The organism is Pantoea sp. GbtcB22 (assembly GCF_019091025.1).
Classification (GTDB): domain Bacteria; phylum Pseudomonadota; class Gammaproteobacteria; order Enterobacterales; family Enterobacteriaceae; genus Pantoea; species Pantoea leporis.
Window position 1 is genome coordinate 133,690 of sequence record NZ_JAGXKB010000007.1, and the last position, 17,734, is coordinate 151,423.

Genomic DNA, 17,734 nt, shown 5'->3' on the forward strand with positions numbered 1-17,734 from the left:
CTGCCGAAAGAAGTCCGATACTTTCGTCTGCGACTTACCGCCCTGCTTTTTTTTGATACTTCTCACAGGCTGAACGCCACACACTTCCTTCCCTGCAAAATCCCGCTAGAGTTCACTCATCCGACCACTCTCTGAGTATGTGATTATGTCTGAGCATTATGCCCACCTGTTCGCCCCGCTGGATCTGGGTTTCACCCAGCTTAAAAATCGTTTTCTGATGGGTTCGATGCATACCGGACTGGAAGAACACGCCGAGGGCGCAGAGCGCCTGGCCGCTTTTTACGCTGAGCGCGCGCGTGAAGGCGTGGCGCTGATTGTCACTGGCGGTATCGCGCCCAATCCGCAAGGCGTGGTGGCACAAGGCGGAGCGATCCTCAACCAGGAAAGTCAGTGCAACTGGCACCGTATCATCACCGATGCGGTGCATGCAGAAGGCGGGAAAATCGCGCTGCAAATTCTGCATGCCGGGCGCTACAGCTATCAGCGTGACCTGGTTGCCCCATCGGCATTACAGGCGCCGATCAATCCTTTTACGCCACAAGCGCTCAGCGATGCGGATATTCAGCAAACCATTCAGGACTTCGCGCACTGCGCCAAACTGGCGCAACAGGCCGGCTATGACGGCGTGGAGATCATGGGCTCGGAAGGTTATCTGATTAACCAGTTTCTGGTGGCGCACACCAATCAGCGTGAGGATGACTGGGGCGGCGATGTGACGCGACGCCAGCGCTTTGCGTTAGCGGTGACGCAAGCGGTGCGTGATGCCGTCGGCAGCGACTTCATCATTATCTTCCGCTTGTCGATGCTCGATTTGGTCAATAACGGCAGCTCGCTGGAAGAGACGCTTTCACTGGCGCAAGCGTTGGAGCAGTGCGGCGTTACGCTGTTTAACAGCGGCATTGGCTGGCATGAAGCGCGCATTCCCACCATCGCCACCTGCGTGCCGCGTGCTGGTTTTGCCTGGGTCACGCAGCACCTGCGCGAGCGCGTATCGGTGCCGGTCATCGCCACCAATCGCATCAACCATCCCGATGTAGCTGAACAGCTTTTGCGTGATGGCATCGCTGATATGGTCTCGATGGCGCGCCCTTTCCTCGCCGATGCGGCTTTCGTCCGTAAAGCAGAAACCGGCCAACCCGAAGCCATCAACACCTGCATTGCCTGTAATCAGGCCTGCCTCGATCAAATCTTTGTTGGCAAAATCACCTCTTGTCTGGTGAATCCGCGCGCCTGCCACGAAACGCTGATGCCGGTGATCGCCACCAAGCAGCCGAAACAGCTGGCGGTGGTGGGCGCGGGGCCCGCGGGTATGGCGTTCGCGCTGCAGGCGGCGCAGCGCGGCCATCAGGTCACGCTTTACGAAGCCGATGCGCAAATTGGCGGACAATTTAATATCGCCCGGCAGATTCCCGGCAAAGCCGAATTCAGTGAAACGCTGCGCTATTTCCGTCACCAACTTGCTGCCGCAGGCGTAACGATTAAAACGGAACATCACGTCAGCGCTGACGAACTGGCAGCCGCTGACGAAGTGATCATCGCAACCGGTATCTTGCCGCGCCAGCTGACGATTCCTGGCATCGATCATCCCAGCGTGCTGAGCTACCTTGATGTGATACGCGATAAAAAACCGGTGGGAAAACGCGTGGCGATTATTGGCGCGGGCGGCATTGGTTTTGATACCGCCGAGTTTCTGCTGCATCAAACCAACCATGACGATTTCTACCAAAGCTGGGGCATCGATCGCAGCCTGCAGGCGCGAGGCGGTTTGATTGCGCCACAGCCACAGCCCGCCGATCGGCAAATCTGGCTGCTGCAGCGCAAATCCGGCAAGCCGGGCGCAGGCTTAGCGAAAACCACCGGCTGGATCCACCGCGCCAGCTTGCAGGCGCACGGCGTGCAGATGTGGGGCGACGTCGAATATTTGCAGATTGATGACGCCGGATTACATCTGCGTCATCAGGGCGAAGCGATGACGCTGCCGATAGATAACGTGGTGATTTGTGCCGGACAGGAACCGCTGCGCCTGCTGGCGGATCAGCTCAGCGCGCGTGGCAAATCCGTACGTGTGATTGGGGGTGCGGATGTGGCGCAGGAGCTGGATGCTCGCCGCGCCATCGCTCAGGCGACCGAACTGGCGCTGAGTGTGTAATTAGCGCAGTTTGACCGAACGCAGTACCACGAACTTGGCGTTGGACGCCACCAGCTCGCAGTTGCCAAACAGCTTTTTCATTTTGACGTGATAACCGAGGTGGCGGTTGCCGACGATGCGCAACTCGCCGCCATACTGCAGGCAGCGTTTCGCATCACGCAGCATTTGCCATGCCAGATGATCGGTCACCGCGTGCTGCTGATGGAATGGCGGATTGCACAGCACCGCGTGCAGGCGATCGGACGGGAAGCCACTCAGCACGTTGTTAACGCGAAACTGACAGCGCGCCATATCCTGCGGACGGTTCACTTCCACGTTCAGTTTGCTTGATGCCACCGCCATGTAGGATTCATCATAAAACAGCACGTCCGCGTTTGGGTTCTGTTCCAGTGCCAGCAAGCCAATCACGCCGTTGCCACAACCCAGGTCGAGAATCTCACCTTCAATGTCAAAAGGCAGATGCTGCATAAAGAAGCGTGCGCCCACATCCAGCGACGCGCGGGAAAACACGTTGGCGTGATTGTGGATCTGGTACTCAGAATCATCCAGCGGCCAAACGGTGGTGGCGGGCTGATCCGCTAATTGCGGCTCAGTGAAGCGGCTGTAAATCAGACGCGCTTTTTTCCACGCCAGCGAGGTTTTGCTCTCGCCGAGGATGCGCTCGAACAGTTGCAGCGTGGAGTTGTGAATATCTTTGGCCTTCGCCGCCGCCAGAATCAGCGTGTCCGGCGTGACCACTTCGCGCAGTGCACGCAGTTGATGCTCGAGCAGCGCCAGCGCTTTGGGGATTTTGATCATCACCACCGCCGGTGCGGCCGGCAATGGCGCCAGGCTATCGAGAAAATGCACCTGATCTTCATCCATCTCATTGAGTCGCAGGTTCTGTTTTGCCGCCTGTTCGCTCAGCAGTGAATCGCTGACGTGCCACACCGGACGTGCACCCAACCCGCAAGTCAGCGCGCCAAAGCTGTCGTTGAACACCAAAACCGGTCCCTCAGGCAGCGCTTGCTGCAACAGGTATTCATCGGCGGAATCCCACGCCTGTAGCGGGCTTTCCTCACGCATTGGCGGGAAGCGGTGCAGCGTCAGCGTGCGATTGGTCAGTTCAAGTTGGCTCATGGAATCTCCGGCGTGGTACACTTTGCGCGATTTTCGCCCTAAAAAGGGGGCGCAGTATACTGTCTTTCGCCGGGAATCCCAATGTCATTAATCTATCTGCAGGGCTACCCTGAAAACATCCTCGAGCAGGTTCAGACGCTGATCGAACATGAGCGCTTAGGTGCCTTTCTCCAGCAACGCTATCCCGATACGCACAATATCGTCAGCGACCGCGCGCTCTATGATTACACGCAGGCGCTGAAAAACCGCTATATGCGAAGCGCACCGCCGGTGAGCAAAGTGATTTGGGACAATAAAATCAAGGTGATGAAGCACGCGTTGGGGCTGCATACGGCGATTTCGCGCGTGCAAGGCGGCAATCTTAAAGCCAAAGCGGAGATTCGCATCTCCACTTTCTTCCGCCTCGCACCGGAAGCGTTTTTGCGCATGATCGTGGTGCACGAGCTGGCGCACCTGAAAGAGAAAGAGCACGACAAAGCGTTTTACCAACTCTGCTGCCACATGGAACCGGATTATCATCAGCTCGAATTTGACGCACGCTTGTGGATGACCGATCAGGCGATGCGCGGCAACGCGGCTTAAAGAAACTCCTGCGCTTTTTGGATCAGGCTGGTTTTGGTCAGTGCGCCCATAAAACGGCGCTCCTGCGGATTATTTAGCACCGGCAGGCGTTCAAGCGTGACGCGGGCAAAGGCTTCCCAGCCTTCGCGCATGCTTTGATTCTGATAAATGCAGGGAAAGTTATTGTCCATCACGCTACTGACTGGCGAATGCAGCGTGATCTCCTGCGACAACACCTTGCGTGAGATATCGTGTATCGACACCACGCCGAGAAATTGCCCTTCACTATTAATCACATAGACATAACGTTCCCGCTTGAGCGAGCTCACCGCCAGCGCCTGCCCTACTGACTCTTCTGGCTGCAACGCCGCGCCGGGAATGATCAACTGATCGACACGCATGTTATCGAAATCATACTTGGCTTCGGAACGACTGAAATGGCTGCTCACCACTGGATAAGTGCTGGACGATTGCAGGCGATACACCACCATCGAGGCCAGCACTGACGCGATCATAATCGGGAACAACAGGCTGCTATTCAGCGTCATCTCAAGCACCATCAGCATCGCCATTAACGGTGCCTGGCTGACCGCCGCCAGCACCGCCGCCATGCCAATGGCCGCATACAGCAAGGTATTGCCGACCGGTAAATGCAGCATCACGCCCATCTGCGCCAGCGCCACGCCGAGCAGTGCGCCGATCAACAAGGAAGGGGTAAACAGCCCGCCCACCGCGTTGGAACCCACCGAAAGCGTGGTCGCCAGCGTTTTGAGCACCAGCAATCCCAGTAATCCCATCAGTAGATATTGGCCATCAATGATTTTCACAATCACTTCGTAACCGTTACCGAGAATATCGGTGGAGATCAGCGCCAGAAAGCCCACCGCTAATCCACCGGCGCCGAGCCGCAGCGGCAGCGAACGCACGCGGCCAAACAGCGCCTTGCTGCGCGCAATCAGTTTGATCAGCAGCCAGCCGGCGATACCGGCGACAAAACCAATCAGCAACGTCATCAGCAAACTGCTGATATCCATCTGGAATAGCGCTTCGGATAACGGATATAGCGCGCTGCGAAAACCCAGCGACCACATGGTCATCACCGCCACCGCCGACGAGACAATTAGCGGAATCAAGCGTTGTAGCGCCGAGATGCCAAAAGCGATCTCCGCGACAAATATCGCCGACGCCAAAGGGGCGTGATACACCGATGAAAGCCCGGCAGCAGCGGCCATCGCCACGATATCGCTGTTGCGCAGATTCAGCGATTTCGGCAGCCAGCGCCCGATTAAACTGCCGCTCAGCGCCGATAGCTGCACCATCGGCCCCTCTTTACCTATCGACGCGCCGCTGCCGATGCTGGCCATCGATGACAGCGCACGGAACAGCGAGGTTTTGGTTGGTACCGCATCGAGCCGCGCGTTGATCACCTCCAGATAATCGGTCTGCACCGTTTCCTGTTTCTCAATCGCCACCGCATAGCGCAGGAAAAAACCGGCCAATACGCCGCCCGCGCCCACCAGCAGCGGCCAGAAGATCCACGGCCAGACATGCATCGCCACGGTGATTTCACTGTCACTGTTGAACAGCAGATGGTTGATCAATTCAATTACGCCGCGAAAGGCCAGCGTCACCAGCGAGGCCACACATCCAACGGGGATGGCAATCAGTAATGTGGTCCAGTTCAGAGCATGTTTACTTCCACTCACCCGCGCGTCCCCGCTAAGTCGGTTAAAAAGTTGTGCGGCATCATCATATTGGAATGCGGATCTCAGGATCAAATTTCGCCTGCCTGGCGCTCAGATGAACATGTTACTCTGCCGTTTTACTTTAGCAGGAGAGCAGCACGTGATTCGTTTCGCCATCGTGGGAACCAACTGGATTACCCGCCAGTTTATCGACGCCGCGCATGAAACCGGCAAAATGAAGCTGAGCGGCGTCTATTCGCGTAATCAGCAGCAGGCCGACACGTTTGTGGTGGATTATCCCTGTAAGCTGACCTTCACCTCTCTGGATGAGCTTGCCGCCAGCAGTGAGATCGATGCGGTGTATATCGCCAGTCCGAATGCGCTGCACAGTGAACAGGCGATACTGTTTATGTCACATGGCAAGCATGTGATTTGCGAGAAGCCGATGGCTTCTAACCTGCGTGAAGCCGAGGCGATGATTGCCTGCGCGCGCCAGCATCAGGTGGTGCTGTTCGAAGCCTTTAAAACCGCCAGCCTGCCCACCTTCCTGCAACTGCAAAAAACGCTGCCGCAATTGGGCAAACTGCGTAAAGCCTTGATCAACTATTGCCAGTATTCCTCGCGTTATCAGCGCTATCTGGATGGTGAGAACCCGAATACCTTTAATCCTCGCTGGTCGAATGGCTCGATGATGGATATCGGTTTTTACTGCCTTGCCGCCGCTGTCACCTTGTGGGGTGCGCCACAGCAGGTCAAGGCGCAAGCTTCCCTGCTGGAAAGTGGCGTTGATGCGCATGGCGTGGTGGTGCTGGGCTACGGCGATTTTGATGTCACGCTGCTGCACTCAAAGGTCAGCGATTCACTGATCCCGAGTGAAATTCAGGGCGAAGCGGGATCGCTGGTGATTGAAAAGATCTCCGAGTGCCAGCAACTGCGCTTTATCCCGCGCGGTGGCGAGAGCCAAAACCTGACGCAGCCGCAGCACATCAATACCATGCTGTATGAAGCCGAAACCTTCGCCAAATTGGTGGAAGCCGGTGAAGTTGAGCATGCGGCCTTAGAAAACTCGCGCATCACGGCACAGTTGCTCACGGAAATCCGTCGCCAGACCGGCGTGGTATTCCCGGCGGATCAGACTGAAGTGTAAATATTGCAAAACATTTCCAAAGCCCTCTTGAAAGCGATTATCGAACTCCGTATGTTTAGCGCTGCAAAGGGGAGTAACTTCTACGCTGATTGATCGTCATTACGATGCGCCACGCAATATGCGTTACGCATCCGGTCGTCAGGCAACCCGGAATCTATTCTGAGTTGTAAGTGAGACCTTGCCGGAAGGCGAGGTTTGCTTGCAGCACGATCAAAGCGGCTGACGTCTTCTGACTTCAGCCGCTTTTTTATTTCTGGAAAAGGATACGACTATGCACTCAGTTGGCACACCGTTACTTTGGGGCAGCTTCGCTGTCGTAGTGCTCATCATGCTGGCGATCGATCTGCTATTACAGGGCCGACGCGGCGCACAAACCATGTCATTCAAACAAGCAGCGGTCTGGTCGCTGATTTGGGTGTCAGTTTCACTGCTGTTCAGCGCCGCCTTCTGGTGGTATCTCGACGGTACCGCCGGACGTGAAGTCGCCACCGCGCAAACCCTCGCTTTCCTCACTGGCTACGTTTTAGAGAAAGCGCTGGCGGTGGATAACGTTTTTGTCTGGCTGATGCTGTTTAGTTACTTCGCTGTACCGGCCAACCTACAGCGCCGCGTGCTGATTTATGGCGTATTGGGCGCGATTGTGCTGCGTACCATCATGATCTTCGCTGGCAGCTATTTGGTTACTCAGTTCAGCTGGATCCTCTACGTGTTCGGCGCCTTCCTGCTGTTTACCGGCCTGAAAATGGCGCTAGCGAAAGAGGAAGATGACAGCACGGTGGGTGACAAGCCGGTGGTACGCTGGCTGCGCAAGCATCTGCGCATGACCGATAGCCTGGACGGCGAGAAGTTCTTCACCCGCAAAAACGGTGTGCTGTTTGCTACGCCGCTGCTGCTGGTGCTGATCATGGTTGAACTGAGCGATGTGATTTTCGCCGTGGACAGCATTCCCGCGATCTTCGCGGTGACCACCGATCCGTTCATTGTGCTGACTTCCAACCTGTTTGCGATTCTCGGCCTGCGCGCCATGTACTTCCTGCTGGCTAACGTCGCGGAGCGTTTCTCGATGCTGAAATATGGCCTGGCGATTGTGCTGGTGTTTATCGGTATCAAAATGCTGATTGTCGAGTTCTATCACATTCCCGTCGGCATCTCGCTGACGGTGGTGGGTGTAATTCTCGGCGGTACGCTGCTGATCAACGCCTGGGTAAACCACAGAAACGACCAGAAGAAGATCTCACCATAATCTTCTGCAGGGGCGCTAATCGCCCCTGCTTTGTTTCGCCAGTGGCAACCTTCACCTTTTATATATCTGTCACACTTCCCATCATCAGCAGATCAAAAAACCGATCTGCTGCGCATGCACAGAATTATCTCTTTCCTCATAAGCTCTTTTCCTTATACTCCGCCGGGCAAACCGTTGTGCGTGGTGGAACCGCGCACAATACTCATGACCGCGAATATAAAAAGACTGTGATATGCAAAACAACTTTATTGGACGTCTGGGCGCACTGTTCGCAGGAAGCCTGGTAAAACAAATCATGATCGGCCTGGTGGCGGGCGTGGCGCTGGCGTGGTTCTCACGCGATGCCGCACTGGCCGTTGGCTTGCTGGGTGAGCTGTTCGTGCGTGCGCTAAAAGCCGTCGCGCCGCTACTGGTTTTGGTGCTGGTAATCTCTTCGATCGCTAACCATCAGCAGGGACAAAAAACCAATATCCGCCCGATTATCATGCTGTATCTGCTCAGCACGTTCTTTGCTGCGGTTGTGGCGGTGATCTTCAGCCATCTGTTCCCTCAGACGCTGTCGATGAACGTCGGCGCCACGCAAATTACGCCGCCGTCGGGTATTACCGAAGTGCTGCACGGCTTGCTGATGAGCATGGTGTCGAACCCGATTGAAGCGCTGATGAATGCCAACTACATCGGTATTTTGGTGTGGGCGCTGGGATTGGGGCTGGCGTTTCGTCATGCCAGCCCAAGCAGCAAAGCGTTTCTTAATGACGCGTCCAATGCCGCGACCTGGGTCGTGCGCTGTGTGATCCGCTGTGCGCCGCTGGGAATTTTTGGGCTGGTGGCCTCCATTCTCGCCTCAACCGGTTTCGATGCGCTGTGGGAATACGCCAATCTGCTGGCGCTGCTGCTCGGCTGCATGCTGATTATGGCGCTGGTAATCAACCCAATGCTGGTGTTCCAGAAGATTCGCCGCAACCCGTATCCGCTGGTGTTTACCTGCATGCGTGAAAGTGGCGTCACCGCGTTCTTCACCCGCAGTTCAGCGGCCAACATTCCGGTCAATATGGCGCTGGCGAAACGTCTCAATCTGGATGAAGACACGTATTCCGTGTCGATCCCGCTGGGTGCCACCATCAGCATGGCTGGCGCATCCATCACCATCACGGTGTTGACGCTGGCGGCAGTACATACGCTGGGTATTGCGGTGGATGTTCCAACCGCCATTCTGTTGAGTCTGGTGGCGTCACTGTGTGCTTGTGGCGCATCCGGTGTGGCCGGCGGTTCGCTGCTGCTGATCCCGGTAGCCTGCAACATGTTTGGTATTCCGAATGATTTGGCGATGCAGGTAGTAGCGGTGGGCTTTATTATTGGCGTGCTGCAGGATTCCGCCGAGACCGCGCTGAACTCCTCGACGGATATTCTGTTTACCGCGGCCGTATGCCAGGCCGAAGCCGAGCGCCAGCCGCGTCGTACGGTGTCAGAATCGGAGTAAGGTAAGGTTTTTGAATAGGTCGCCATTCATGGCGACCTGGTTTTACAAGGTCACACCGCTTTTAAAGATGGCTAACTCGCGAAAATCATTAGTTTCGTTGCGCGCGGGTTGGCCATTGGCAATCGCCACAATCATATCGACGAAGTCCTCCAGCATCTCCGCCATACTCATTCCTTCAAGCAAACGCCCGGCATTAAAATCGATCCAGTGCGGCTTCTTCTCGGCGAGCTGCGTATTGGTGGCGATTTTCACCGTCGGCACAAAACCGCCGTACGGCGTGCCGCGTCCGGTGGTAAACAGCACCATATGACAGCCGGCGCCCGCCAGCGCGCTGGTTGCAACCGCATCGTTGCCCGGCGCACTTAACAGATTCAGTCCCGGTGTATGCAGGCGCTCACCGTACTTCAGCACATCCACCACCTGACTTTGTCCGGCCTTCTGCGTACAGCCGAGCGACTTCTCCTCCAGCGTGGTGATGCCGCCCGCTTTGTTGCCGGGTGATGGATTTTCATAGATCGGCTGCTGGTGATCGATAAAGTAGCGCTTGAAGTCATTTATCATCGCCACGGTTTTTTCAAAGGTGGCTTCATCGCGGCAGCGACTCATCAAAATGCGCTCTGCGCCAAACATCTCCGGCACTTCGGTCAGCACCGTGGTACCGCCGTTTGCAATCATCTGGTCGGAGAAACAGCCCAGCATAGGATTGGCGGTGATGCCGGAAAAACCATCCGAACCACCGCACTCCAGACCAAACTTTAGCTCGCTGAGTTTGCCCGGCTGACGCTGATCCGCGCGCATGGCACGATAGAGTTCGTGCAGACGTTCCAGCCCCGCTTCCACTTCGTCATCCTGCTTCTGGCACTCCATGAACTGCACGCGATCGCTATCGAAGCCACCAAGCGTTTCACGAAACACATCAACCTGATTGTTCTCGCAGCCAAGCCCAATCACCAGCACCGCGCCGGCATTGGGATGGCGCACCATGTTCTGCAACATGGTGCGGGTGTTCTCGTGATCCTGCCCAAGCTGCGAACAGCCAAACGGATGGCTGAACAGATGCACGCCGTCAATGCCTTCGGCGTCATTGGTCTCTTTCATAAAGCGCGTCAGGATTTGCCGCGCGATGCCGTTGACGCAGCCCACGGTGGGCAGGATCCATAACTCATTACGGATGCCCACTTCCCCGCTGGCGCGGCGATAGATCTGCACGTCGCGGTCGCCAGCTTGCGGCGGCAGATCGAGAAAATCGGGTTGATAGTCGTACTCATCCACGTCGCTTAGGTTGGTGCGCGCATTGCTGGAGTGAATGATCTCGCCAGCCGCAATCGGCTGAGTGGCGTGCGCGATCGGCAAACCGTATTTGATCACCAGCGCGTCGGTGGCTAAAGGCTGCAGCGCAAACTTATGGCCGCGTCCAACCTCCTGCTGCAAGGTGATCACCTGTTGATTGATTTCGACCTGGGTATTGGCTGGCAAATCGCGCAACGCCACAGCAACGTTGTCGCGTGAATGGATTCTAATGGCATCTTGCATAGCGTTATCTCAGTTGTGTCAACGCCGTCCGCATCCCGTGGACGATGATGTTTTGCAGGTGTTGGCTGACCGCAGCCACTAATCCGGGCTGCTGAGTGAGATCTTCGCCCCAGTGATTGGCGTCGCTGAGTACCGCACGCACCAACTGTTCTGGAGTCTGTTTATCGTTATTTACTGCTGACCACAGTTCAGCGAAACGCTGCAGCCACTGTTCGTCGTCCTGCAGCGGCCAGTGACGTTTGCCCTCTGCACCACGATAAAAGGCCAGCAGCGCGGCAAAGGCGAAGGTCAGCCGCACAGGCCATTGCCCGTTTTGCTGCTGCGACAACAACAATTGCGGCAGCAAACGGGTGCGGAATTTGGTCATGCCGTTAAGGGCGATGGAGAGCAACGCATGGCGGATAAAGGGATTGCGGAAGCGACGCTGCACCGCGTCGGCAAAGGCGTGCAGCTCGTCGCGCGGCAGGTCCAGCGTGGGGATGACCTCATCGCGCAGCAGCGCATCGACAAAGCCGGCCATCTGCGCATCATCCATCGCCTCTCCCACGCTCTCCAGCCCGGCCTGAAATGCCACCGGCACCAGCGCGGTATGCGCGCCGTTAAGGATCGCCACCTTTTGCGCTTTGTACGGTGTGATGTCCTCCACCAGCTTCACTTCCGGTGCCAGCGCGTGCAGCTGCAGCTCCTGCGCCAGTGCATTTGGTCCCTGAATCACAAACTGGTAATAGACTTCGCCCGCCACCAGATAGCGATCTTCGTAGCCTAATGACGCTTCGATCGTCGCGCTATCCGCGGGATAACCGGTGACAATGCGATCCACCAGCGTGTTGTAGAACGCGCAGTGATCCTCCACCCAGCGGGCAAACGCCGGCGGCAGCTGCCAATGCTGGCTGTAGCGCAGCACCAGCTCACGCAGCGTGTCGCCGTTGTAATCGATCAGTTCACAGGGCACCACCAGCCAACCTTTATCGCTGGCACCGGCAAAATGGTTGAAGCGCGCCCACAGCAGCTGCGTCAGCTTGCCGGGGAAGGATGAGGCGGGTGTGTCGTCCAGCCGATCCTGCTCCGCAAAGGCAATGCCGGCTTCTGTGGTATTGGAGAAGACAAAGCGCATCTGCGGTGCGCGTGCCAGCGCGAGAAACGCATCAAACTGCTGATACGGCTGGATTTCACGATTCACGCTGCGGATCAGGCGGGCTTCACTCACCTGCTCACCCGCCGCATTGAGTCCGCGAATCAGCGTGGTGTATAAGCCATCTTGCTGATTCAGTGTCTCTTCCACCACGCGGTTGCGCGGCCGCACCACCACCACGCCCGCATCGGTATTGTGATGCTGATTAAGCCAGTCGAGCTGCCAGTCGATAAAGGCGCGCAGGAAGTTGCCTTCACCAAACTGGATAACGCGCTCGCTGTAGTGCGCGCCAGGAAAATCGTGACGGTTGAGTCGCTGCATTATCAGGCTCCCAGCTCAATACCGAAGTAATCGCGCGCATTGTTGAAACTGATGTTCTGTACCATCTGCCCTAACAACGCCTCGTCTTCAGGCGCTTCGCCCCGCGCCACCCAATTGCCTATCATCTGGCACAGCAGACGACGGAAATATTCATGACGCGTGTAAGAGAGGAAGCTGCGGCTGTCGGTTAGCATGCCGACGAAGCGGCTCAGCAGGCCGATTTGGGCCAGTTGCGTCATCTGCCGCTGCATGCCATCCAGCTGATCGTTAAACCACCACGCCGAACCAAACTGCATCTTGCCGGGTTCGCCTTCACCCTGGAAATTGCCTGCCATGGTCGCCAGCACTTCGTTGTCGCGCGGGTTGAGGCAGTAAAGAATGGTTTTGGGCAGCGCGTTATTGCGGTTCTGCGCATCCAGCAGACGCGCCAGAGGAATCGCCAACGGCGCATCGTTAATCGAATCGAAGCCCACATCCGGCCCGAGGATATCGAACTGGCGGCGATTGGCGTTGCGCAGCGCGCCAATGTGATACTGCTGCGCCCAGCCGCGACGCGCATATTCGCTGCCGAGCCACACCAGCACGGCGGTTTTAAACTGGGCCGTCTCTTCAGCGGAAGGCGCTGCACCTTGCAGTCGGCGCGCCAGAATGCCGTCCAGCGTGGCGTCATCCGCTTCCGCAAACACCACCACATCCAGCGCGTGATCGGAAATTTTGCAGCCATGCGCGGCGAAGTGATCGAGTCGCTGGCTTAAGGCGCGGCGCAGATCGTCAAAGCGCTGCACGTTAACATCCGCGACCTGCGCTAAGCGCTGAATCCACGGCAGGAAACTCTCCAGCTCAATGTTAAAGGCTTTGTCTGGACGCCAGCTCGGCAGCACTTTGACGTCAAAGCTGCTGTCCTGCGCCAGCTTGCGGTGATGCTGTAAGTCGTCGAGCGGATCGTCGGTGGTGCCGACCATTTTCACCTTCATCTGCTGCATGATGCCGCGCGCGCTGAAGGCGTCCTGCGCCAGCAGTTCATTGCACTGCTGCCAGATGCGATCTGCGCTCTGCTCATTCAGCAGCACATCGGTGATGCCAAAAGGCCGGCGCAATTCGAGGTGCGTCCAGTGATAGAGCGGATTGCCGATGGTATGCGGCACGGTACGCGCCCAGGCGTTAAATTTCTCACGATCGCTGGCATCGCCGGTGCATAACGCTTCCGGCACGCCGTTAGCGCGCATCGCACGCCATTTGTAGTGATCGCCTTTCAGCCAGATGTCATAGAGGTTGGTGAAGCGGTAATTATCGGCAATCTGCTGCGGCGGTAAGTGACAGTGATAGTCGAAAATCGGCTGGTCTTTAGCGTAGTCGTGGTACAGACGACGGGCGAACTCGGTGTCGAGTAGAAAATCCTCACTCATAAAACGCGACATACCTGCTTCCTCATTTTGTAGCCAGATGGCTTTTAACTAAAAGTTATCATACCAATTTAAACGGGCGGCAAAATTATTTGCGATCCGACTCACAATAATGACAGTTTCACTGTGGGTATATGGACGATTATGTTGCGGATAATGCGTTAAATGGCTGTTTTAACGATCTTTAGCCCTAACACCCACTGGCCGCAAGGTTTATGTGATGGCATTCAACTTTTAAAGAGGTATAACAAGTTAACCTCTCGCTCCGTTGCTAACGGGATTAATGGCACAGGCAAGGAACTGCGGGAGTGAACAGCACTGTTCACGTCTTCCCGCTCCAGATAACTAAAGCGGTAAACCGCAACGACAGACTGGACGAGGTTAATAATGCGTAAGATCAAAGGGCTACGCTGGTACATGATTGGGCTGGTGACGCTGGGCACCGTGCTCGGTTACCTGACGCGCAATACCATTGCCGTCGCTGCGCCCACGCTGGAAACGCAGTTGGGTATCACCACGCAACAATATTCTTATATCGTCGCCGCCTACTCGGCGTGCTACACCATCATGCAGCCGGTAGCCGGTTATGTGCTGGACATGCTCGGCACCAAAATAGGCTATGCAGTGTTTGCCGTGCTGTGGGCAATCTTCTGTGCGGCAACCGCGATGGCGGGCAGCTGGGGCGGCTTTGCGCTGGCACGCGGCGCGGTGGGTGCCGCCGAAGCAGCAATGATTCCCGCAGGCCTGAAAGCCAGTAGCGAATGGTTCCCTGCCAAAGAGCGTTCGGTGGCGGTGGGCTATTTCAACGTGGGCTCGTCGATTGGCGCAATGCTGGCGCCACCGCTGGTGGTGTGGGCGATCATGGCGCACAGCTGGCAAATGGCGTTCATTATTACTGGCGTGCTGAGCATGGTGTGGGCCCTCTGCTGGCTGGTGTTTTATAAGCATCCTAAACAACAAACCAAGCTGAGCGATGAGGAGCGTCACTACATCATTGCCGGCCAGGAGTTGCAGCATCAAACCGGTAATAATAAGAAGATGTCGGCACGCCAGATCCTGCGCAATCGCCAGTTCTGGGGTATTGCGCTGCCGCGTTTCCTCGCCGAACCCGCGTGGGGAACGTTTAACGCGTGGATCCCGTTGTTTATGTTTAAAGTGTACGGCTTCAACCTGAAAGAGATCGCCATGTTTGCCTGGATGCCGATGTTGTTCGCCGATCTCGGCTGCATCGTCGGTGGCTACTTGCCGCCGCTGTTTCAGCGCTGGTTTGGCGTCAATCTCATCGTCTCACGCAAACTGGTGGTGACCATGGGCGCGGTGTTAATGATTGCGCCAGGCACCATCGGGTTGTTCACCAGCCCGTATGTGGCGATTGGGTTGTTGTGCGTCGGTGGTTTTGCCCATCAGGCGCTTTCAGGCGCGCTGATCACGCTCTCTTCGGATGTATTTGGCCGTAACGAAGTGGCTACCGCCAACGGCTTAACCGGCATGGCGGCCTGGACGGCGAGCACCCTGTTTGCGTTGGTGGTCGGTGCGCTAGCCGATACGCTGGGCTTCAGCCCGCTGTTTGCGGCGCTGGCGGTGTTTGATCTGTTAGGCGCGGTGGTTATCTGGACGGTGCTGAAAAACCAGCCGGTTTCTGAACTCGACGATCAGCCTGCGGTGCAGTCCGCTGCAGTGCGCACCTAACCTTTCCGGGCTGGCATCGGCCAGCCCATTTCCTCCGTGCGGCTGAAGTGGTATAACAACTCAACTTTCTCCCACAGCGGACCGCGCAATGGACCTGACCGAATCACGACGCCTTTATCAACAGCTCGCCAGCGAACTCAAACGCCGCATTGAAGCAGCCGAGTATCGGGTCGGCGACAAACTGCCTGCCGAGCGTCTGATTGCGGAGGAGATGCAGGTGAGCCGTACCGTGGTGCGTGAAGCGATCATCATGCTGGAAGTGGAAGGTTACGTGGAGGTGCGGAAAGGTTCCGGCATTCACGTCATCAGCAGCCAGCAACAGAACCGCGTGGTAACGTCCAGCCAGCTGGAGTTCGCTAATTTCGGCCCCTTCGAGTTATTGCAGGCGCGCCAGTTGATTGAAAGCAACGTGGCTGAGTTTGCCGCCACGCAGGTGACACGCCAGGATATCGTGGCATTGATGGCAATTCAGGAGAAAGCGCGTCAGGAAGATCATTCGCGCGATTCGGCGTGGGATATGGAGTTTCACGTGCGCATTGCGCAATCGACGCAGAACAGCGCCTTAGCAGCGATTGTCGAGAAGATGTGGCTGCACCGTCTGCACAATCCTTACTGGTTAAAGCTGCACGAACATATTGATGCCAAAAATATCACCAGCTGGTGTGACGATCACGACCAGATTCTCAAAGCCCTGATCCGCAAAGATCCCGCCGCCAGTAAGCTGGCAATGTGGCAACATCTGGAAAATACTAAGCAGATGCTGTTTAACGCCACCACCGATGATTTCGAATTTAACGTTGATCGTTACATGTTTGCTGAAAATCCGGTCATCCTGCCTGAAGGTAGCGAAAACCCACGCTGATCCTGCTTATTTTTCAGGCGTTTTGTTGCTGAAAAAGTCAGTTAGTCTGCAATAGTGTCAGCTCATGTAAAGCTCCTTTTGACCACCTGCGTCTAAAGGTAAAACTCCTGTGCGGCAGGCACTTTCCCCTGTCTGGATAACGTTATTTTTGTTACAGTTATCGCCCTTTTATTACCCTTTGCGACAGGGCTTTAAAAAGTCGCTGATTTAACAATCAATTCTGGAAGGATCCGGAAACTCCTGCTCAGGCTGCTTATCTAAAATGTATAACCAACGCCAGTCTGCGCCTAAGCCCCTCACGGGCACGTTTAACAATGATGTTCAGGAATGATTGATGGATATTTTGCAAGCATTGCTGCATGCCTTGTGGCAGCAGGATTACGAAATGCTCTCCGACCCGACGTTGGTTTGGGCCATTTACGGCGTGTTGTTCATGATTCTGTTTCTGGAAAATGGACTGCTGCCCGCCGCCTTTCTGCCGGGCGATAGTTTACTGATTTTGGTCGGCGTTTTGATTGCCAAAGGCACCATGGGTTTCCCGCTGACGCTGCTGATTCTGACCACAGGCGCCAGCCTCGGCTGCTGGGTGAGCTACATTCAGGGCCGCTGGCTCGGTAATACGCCTACCGTACAAAAATGGCTTTCACACTTGCCCGCGCAATATCATCAACGCGCCCACCGATTGTTCCATCGCCATGGCTTGTCTGCACTGCTGGTGGGTCGCTTTATTGCCTTCGTTCGCACCTTGCTCCCTACCATCGCCGGGCTTTCTGGCCTGAGTAATGCGCGCTTCCAGTTCTTCAACTGGGTAAGTGGCTTCCTGTGGGTGCTGATCCTTACCGTGCTGGGCTTCGCGCTGGGTAAAACGCCGATTTTCCGTCGTTACGAAGATGAGCTGATGTTGTGCCTGATGCTGCTGCCGCTGGTGCTGCTGGTGGTTGGCCTGGTCGGTTCTTTAGTGGTTATTTGGCGTAAACGTCAGTCTGCGCGTAGCGGGAATTCACAGTCATGATCACATTCCGTGGATTCCCAAGGCGTTTCCTGCCTTGGGCGCTGGGTGGCGCGTTGGCGCTGCTGGCGATCTGTTTCGTTCCGACCTTGATGCAGCATGAAACCGTGGTGCAGATCCGCGTCGCCAACAGCGGCACCAATCTGCCCGATGGTTTTTATCTTTATCAGCAACTTTCTGCGCAGGGCGTGCGTATCAAAAGTATTACGCCCTCCGGCGATGCGCTGGTGATTCATTTTGAGAATGAAGAACAGAGCCTGGCGGCGCAAAAAGTGTTGAAGCGCCTGTTGCCACAAGGCTTTGTCGTCGCCGCTGGCCCGCAGGCTTCGCAGCAATATCCTGACGCCAGTCGCCCAATTTTTAGCTAAATTTCACCGCCTGACGTTAAGCCAGGCGGTGAG

Annotated in this window: 14 protein-coding genes; 9 read left to right on the top strand and 5 right to left on the bottom strand. The window is 56.2% G+C overall.

The genetic code is table 11. From position 1 onward, the window contains the following. Nucleotides 1-145: 145 nt before the first annotated feature. Nucleotides 146-2,149 (top strand): NADPH-dependent 2,4-dienoyl-CoA reductase, encoded by a 2,004-nt coding sequence (locus KVT28_RS19535; protein ID WP_217549738.1) that lies wholly within the window; start codon nucleotides 146-148, stop codon nucleotides 2,147-2,149. Here KVT28_RS19535 and rlmG read toward each other — a convergent pair whose 3' ends face one another. Further along, nucleotides 2,150-3,268, bottom strand: a complete 1,119-nt coding sequence (gene rlmG, locus KVT28_RS19540; RefSeq protein WP_217549740.1) for a 23S rRNA (guanine(1835)-N(2))-methyltransferase RlmG — start codon at nucleotides 3,266-3,268, stop codon at nucleotides 2,150-2,152. A gap of 81 nt (nucleotides 3,269-3,349) precedes the next feature. On the opposite strand from rlmG, the gene KVT28_RS19545 reads away from it, so the two are divergent. Next, nucleotides 3,350-3,850: a M48 family metallopeptidase gene (locus KVT28_RS19545; protein ID WP_101762916.1), complete on the top strand. Its 501-nt coding sequence runs from the start codon at nucleotides 3,350-3,352 to the stop codon at nucleotides 3,848-3,850. Here KVT28_RS19545 and KVT28_RS19550 read toward each other — a convergent pair. After that, nucleotides 3,847-5,535: a chloride channel protein gene (locus tag KVT28_RS19550; protein WP_137386575.1), complete on the bottom strand. Its 1,689-nt coding sequence runs from the start codon at nucleotides 5,533-5,535 to the stop codon at nucleotides 3,847-3,849. The genes KVT28_RS19545 and KVT28_RS19550 overlap by 4 nt on opposite strands. 139 nt (nucleotides 5,536-5,674) lie before the next feature. Between KVT28_RS19550 and KVT28_RS19555 the strand changes: the two genes are divergently transcribed. From KVT28_RS19555 to sstT, 3 genes are all read left to right on the top strand, one after another. Next, complete coding sequence (locus KVT28_RS19555; RefSeq protein WP_210081745.1) at nucleotides 5,675-6,661, top strand: Gfo/Idh/MocA family protein; 987 nt, start codon at nucleotides 5,675-5,677, stop codon at nucleotides 6,659-6,661. A 271-nt stretch (nucleotides 6,662-6,932) separates the two neighbouring features. After that, nucleotides 6,933-7,904: a TerC family protein gene (locus KVT28_RS19560; RefSeq protein WP_008103489.1), complete on the top strand. Its 972-nt coding sequence runs from the start codon at nucleotides 6,933-6,935 to the stop codon at nucleotides 7,902-7,904. Between the two features lie 232 nt (nucleotides 7,905-8,136). Further along, nucleotides 8,137-9,384: a serine/threonine transporter SstT gene (gene sstT, locus KVT28_RS19565; RefSeq protein WP_101762914.1), complete on the top strand. Its 1,248-nt coding sequence runs from the start codon at nucleotides 8,137-8,139 to the stop codon at nucleotides 9,382-9,384. Between the two features lie 42 nt (nucleotides 9,385-9,426). On the opposite strand, the gene KVT28_RS19570 is transcribed toward sstT, so the two are convergent. Genes KVT28_RS19570 through uxaC form a run of 3 tightly spaced genes read right to left on the bottom strand, consistent with a single transcriptional unit; the run spans nucleotide 9,427 to nucleotide 13,788 of the window. Next, on the bottom strand, nucleotides 9,427-10,917 hold the full coding sequence (locus KVT28_RS19570) for a UxaA family hydrolase (protein ID WP_217549742.1): 1,491 nt from the start codon (nucleotides 10,915-10,917) through the stop codon (nucleotides 9,427-9,429). Between the two features lie 4 nt (nucleotides 10,918-10,921). Further along, the gene (locus KVT28_RS19575; protein ID WP_217549743.1) at nucleotides 10,922-12,370 is read right to left on the bottom strand and encodes a tagaturonate reductase; all 1,449 of its coding nucleotides are present in this window, start codon (nucleotides 12,368-12,370) and stop codon (nucleotides 10,922-10,924) included. Nucleotides 12,371-12,372: 2 nt separating this feature from the next. Then, nucleotides 12,373-13,788 carry a glucuronate isomerase gene (gene uxaC / locus KVT28_RS19580; protein ID WP_110867398.1) on the bottom strand — a complete coding sequence of 472 codons (1,416 nt, stop codon included), beginning with the start codon at nucleotides 13,786-13,788 and terminating at the stop codon, nucleotides 12,373-12,375. A gap of 372 nt (nucleotides 13,789-14,160) precedes the next feature. Between uxaC and KVT28_RS19585 the strand changes: the two genes are divergently transcribed. The 4 genes from KVT28_RS19585 to mzrA all read left to right on the top strand — a co-directional run bounded on the left by KVT28_RS19585 (nucleotide 14,161) and on the right by mzrA (nucleotide 17,701). After that, a complete protein-coding gene (locus KVT28_RS19585; protein ID WP_101762910.1) occupies nucleotides 14,161-15,462 on the top strand; it encodes an MFS transporter in 1,302 nt (433 codons plus the stop codon). Nucleotides 15,463-15,550: 88 nt separating this feature from the next. Continuing rightward, nucleotides 15,551-16,324: a transcriptional regulator ExuR gene (gene exuR / locus KVT28_RS19590; RefSeq protein ID WP_192412237.1), complete on the top strand. Its 774-nt coding sequence runs from the start codon at nucleotides 15,551-15,553 to the stop codon at nucleotides 16,322-16,324. 334 nt (nucleotides 16,325-16,658) lie between these two features. Beyond that, complete coding sequence (locus KVT28_RS19595) at nucleotides 16,659-17,336, top strand: DedA family protein (RefSeq protein WP_101762908.1); 678 nt, start codon at nucleotides 16,659-16,661, stop codon at nucleotides 17,334-17,336. Beyond that, entirely contained in the window at nucleotides 17,333-17,701 is a 369-nt protein-coding gene (mzrA, locus tag KVT28_RS19600; RefSeq protein ID WP_101762907.1) for an EnvZ/OmpR regulon moderator MzrA, read from the top strand. The genes KVT28_RS19595 and mzrA overlap by 4 nt, the downstream gene beginning before the upstream one ends. Nucleotides 17,702-17,734: the final 33 nt, after the last annotated feature.

Coding starts and splice junctions, on each gene's coding strand:
- KVT28_RS19535 (WP_217549738.1), top strand. CDS start 146: ATGTCTGAGCATTATGCCCACCTGTTCGCCCCGCTGGATCTGGGTTTC.
- rlmG (WP_217549740.1), bottom strand. CDS start 3,268: ATGAGCCAACTTGAACTGACCAATCGCACGCTGACGCTGCACCGCTTC.
- KVT28_RS19545 (WP_101762916.1), top strand. CDS start 3,350: ATGTCATTAATCTATCTGCAGGGCTACCCTGAAAACATCCTCGAGCAG.
- KVT28_RS19560 (WP_008103489.1), top strand. CDS start 6,933: ATGCACTCAGTTGGCACACCGTTACTTTGGGGCAGCTTCGCTGTCGTA.
- sstT (WP_101762914.1), top strand. CDS start 8,137: ATGCAAAACAACTTTATTGGACGTCTGGGCGCACTGTTCGCAGGAAGC.
- KVT28_RS19570 (WP_217549742.1), bottom strand. CDS start 10,917: ATGCAAGATGCCATTAGAATCCATTCACGCGACAACGTTGCTGTGGCG.
- KVT28_RS19575 (WP_217549743.1), bottom strand. CDS start 12,370: ATGCAGCGACTCAACCGTCACGATTTTCCTGGCGCGCACTACAGCGAG.
- uxaC (WP_110867398.1), bottom strand. CDS start 13,788: ATGTCGCGTTTTATGAGTGAGGATTTTCTACTCGACACCGAGTTCGCC.
- KVT28_RS19585 (WP_101762910.1), top strand. CDS start 14,161: ATGCGTAAGATCAAAGGGCTACGCTGGTACATGATTGGGCTGGTGACG.
- exuR (WP_192412237.1), top strand. CDS start 15,551: ATGGACCTGACCGAATCACGACGCCTTTATCAACAGCTCGCCAGCGAA.
- KVT28_RS19595 (WP_101762908.1), top strand. CDS start 16,659: ATGGATATTTTGCAAGCATTGCTGCATGCCTTGTGGCAGCAGGATTAC.
- mzrA (WP_101762907.1), top strand. CDS start 17,333: ATGATCACATTCCGTGGATTCCCAAGGCGTTTCCTGCCTTGGGCGCTG.